Genomic DNA, 3,045 nt, shown 5'->3' with positions numbered 1-3,045 from the left:
TCGGTCTCCTCTTCGGGACGACGGCCGCCTGAATCGCGGTCCGGGGTGCGCGAATCCCCGTGATGACGCGACAATGATGAGCGTGCTCGATGCCCTCAACCACGCGCTGCCGGACTTCTTCCGAGTGATCGACCTCATCGGGGTTCTCCTCAACGGGATCCTCGGGGGCAGGCTCGCGCGCGCCAAAGGATTCGACGCCGTCGGATTCGCGGTCCTCGCGATCATGTCGGCGCTGGCCGGAGGCATGCTGAGGGACGTGCTCCTCCAGTCGGGCCCTCCCGTCGCGCTCACCGACCCGTACTACCTCGGCACGGCCCTGACCGGCGCGTTCATCGCGATGCTGTGGAAGTTCGAGTCGCGTCCCTCGCGGATCGCGATGGTCGTCGCCGACGGCACGGTCCTCGGATGCTGGGCGGCGACCGGCGCCCTGAAGACCCTCAATGCGGGCTTCGGCATTCTCCCCGCCCTCATGCTTGGTCTCATCACCGCGGTCGGGGGCGGTGCGATCCGGGATGTTTCAGCCGGCAACATCCCCAGGGTCTTCGGCGGGAACAATCTGTATGCGACGCCCGCGGCCGCATCCGCGGCGATCATGGTCGCCTTCCACGGCTTCGGTCTGTCGACGATCGGGATGCTCGTCGCGACGATCGTCAGTTCGGCTTTCACCCTCGCCTCCCATTGGAAGGGCTGGCAGCTCCCGCCGACCGGCGATTGGACGCTCACCGTGACCTCGAGCCAGCTCCGTCGCCTCTTCGCCGAATGGGCCGCCAGCGCGGCGAAGGCCGATGCGATCCGACTGGCGGGGATCCGCAGCTCACGCGTGGGCGCCGAGGCCGGATCGGCCGCTCCGGCGGACGGTGTTGAGCCGGGTGATGGGAACGGGGAGGGCTCGCCCTCGAGGGGAGCGGCACGCTGATGTGCGGCCGGTTCTCGATCTTCGTCGAGGACGATGAACTCGTTTCCTTCTTCGACATCGATCTCCTCGAGGCAGAGAGCGCGGGCCCCCGTTACAACCTGTCCCCCGGTCAGTCCGCGCGCGTCGTCTACGAGCGCCTCCTCGCAGATCCTCCCGCCCCAGCCTCATCGAAGTCATCACCTTCATCCGTCGAGGGGATCCCTATTCCCTCCGGCGAGCCCGCAGCCCCGCCCTCGTCCCCCGATCCCGCGGCGCGCGAGGGCGTTGCGATCCGAAAGGCCCGCCCCCTGCGTTGGGGATTCGTGCCGAGCTGGGCGAAGGATCCGAGCCGCCCGATGATCAACGCTCGCGCCGAGACCGTCACCGAGAAGCCGAGCTTCAGGGCCGCCGCCCTGCGCAGACGCTGCCTCGTGCCCGCGAACGGCTACTTCGAGTGGCAGGCGGGGGCCGCGGGCAAGAAACAGCCCTGGTTCCTGTCCGCAGGCGAGGGCGATCCCCTCATGGCCTTCGCGGGCATCTACGAGGCCTGGCGCGATCCGGCACCGCCCGCCGACCCGGATCGCGGCGACGGCGCCTGGCTCCTCACCTTCGCGATCCTCACGCGACCCGCGCCCGACGCACTCGGCACGATCCACGACCGCAGCCCCCTCGTCGTGCCGCGCGACATGTTCTCCGATTGGCTCGACCCGGCGCTTTCGGACCGCGCGGAGGTGCGCCGACTCATCGAGGCGATCCCCGTCCCGGACCTCGCGCCTAGGAGGGTGTCGCCCGAAGTCGGTAATGTGCGCAATGATGATCCGGCGCTCATCGAGGGAGTCCGCACGTAACAGCGGGCCTGCGCGGAGCGAACGGGAAGCGGGCCCCGGGCCCGCGACAAGGACCAACAGGGCGACCAGCCCGAACCAACAGGGCGACCAGCCCGAACGACGACGGGCGACCAGCCCGGGAGTAGGCGCACAGTGACCACGAGTCCCCACGCGTCCGGATCCGCTTCGGCGGCTTCCGGCGCCCATCCCTCATCCGCTCGCACGGCAGGCGGTCCGTCTGCTCCTCACGCGCCAGCAGACGGGGGCGCCGGTGGCGGGCCGAGGAGGTTCCGCACCCGGCACCTGTCGATGATGGCGCTCGGCAGCGCGATCGGCGCGGGCTTCTTCCTCGGCACGGGCGTCGCCATCGCCGAGGCGGGCCCCGCGGTCCTCGTCTCCTACGCGCTCGCGGCCCTCATCGCCGTGTCGGTGATGTTCGCCCTCTCCGAACTCGCTTCAGCCCTGCCCTCGACGGGGTCCTTCTCCACCTACGCCGAAGTGGGGATCGGCCGCTGGGCGGGATTCACCTCGGGGTGGCTCTACTGGGCGATGCTCATCATGGTCCTCGGCATGGAGATCACGGGCGCCGCAGGCATCTTCGTGTCCTGGTTCCCCTCCGTCCCGCAGTGGGTGGTGGCCCTCGTCATCGTCGTCGTGCTCGGCGGGGTGAATCTGCTGGCCGCGCGTGATTTCGGAGAGGTGGAGGCCTGGCTCGCGGGGCTCAAGGTCGCGGCGATCGTCGTGTTTCTCCTCATCGGGATCGGCCTGCTCGTCGGCCTGATACCGGGCAGCGGGGCGGCCCCTGCCGAGATGATCCTGGGGCGCGGCGGTTTCGCCCCGAAGGGCTTCGCGGGGATCGCCGTCGGCCTGCTCGCCATCATCACCTCCTTCGGCGGGATCGAGATCGTCACGATCGCGGCCGCCGAGGCCGAGGACGCGAAGTCGGCGATGGCTTCTGCGATCCGTTCCGTGATCGGGCGGATCCTCGTCTTCTACGTCGGTTCGGTGATCCTCCTCATCTGCCTGCTCCCCTGGGATTCGGAGGCGATGCGGACGAGCCCCTTCGCGGCGGTCCTCGAGATGGCGGGGATCCCCGCGGTTGCGCGCATCATGGAGGTCGTCGTCTTCATCGCGCTCATCTCCGCCTTCTCCGCGAATGTCTACGGTTCGAGCCGGATGGCCTACTCGCTGTCGGCGCGGGGCATGGGCGTGCGCTGGCTCCTCGGGGCCGACGCGGGCCGGTTGGGCGCGGTCGTCGAGGCGGGCGCTTCGGTCCCGGGCCCCGCTTCGCCTTCGGGCGAGGCCGATGACCTGCGAGAGAGA

Annotated in this window: 3 protein-coding genes; all 3 read left to right on the top strand. The window is 69.8% G+C overall.

The window, feature by feature from the left end:
- Positions 1–76 precede the first annotated feature (76 nt).
- Entirely contained in the window at positions 77–916 is an 840-nt protein-coding gene (locus ACQY7V_RS05705) for a trimeric intracellular cation channel family protein (protein WP_428639296.1), read from the top strand.
- Positions 916–1,743, top strand: a complete 828-nt coding sequence (locus ACQY7V_RS05700) for an SOS response-associated peptidase (protein WP_277298634.1) — start codon at positions 916–918, stop codon at positions 1,741–1,743. Before ACQY7V_RS05705 ends, ACQY7V_RS05700 begins: the two co-directional genes overlap by 1 nt.
- Positions 1,744–2,031: 288 nt before the next feature.
- A partial coding sequence (locus ACQY7V_RS05695; protein WP_428639294.1) for an amino acid permease occupies positions 2,032–3,045 on the top strand: 1,014 nt, incomplete at its 3' end.

Origin of the sequence: Schaalia sp. (assembly GCF_050312375.1) — a bacterium.
GTDB classification, from domain to species: domain Bacteria; phylum Actinomycetota; class Actinomycetes; order Actinomycetales; family Actinomycetaceae; genus Pauljensenia; species Pauljensenia hyovaginalis.
Note: the sequence above shows the minus strand (reverse complement) of the source record. Positions and strands in the feature narration are given on the sequence as shown.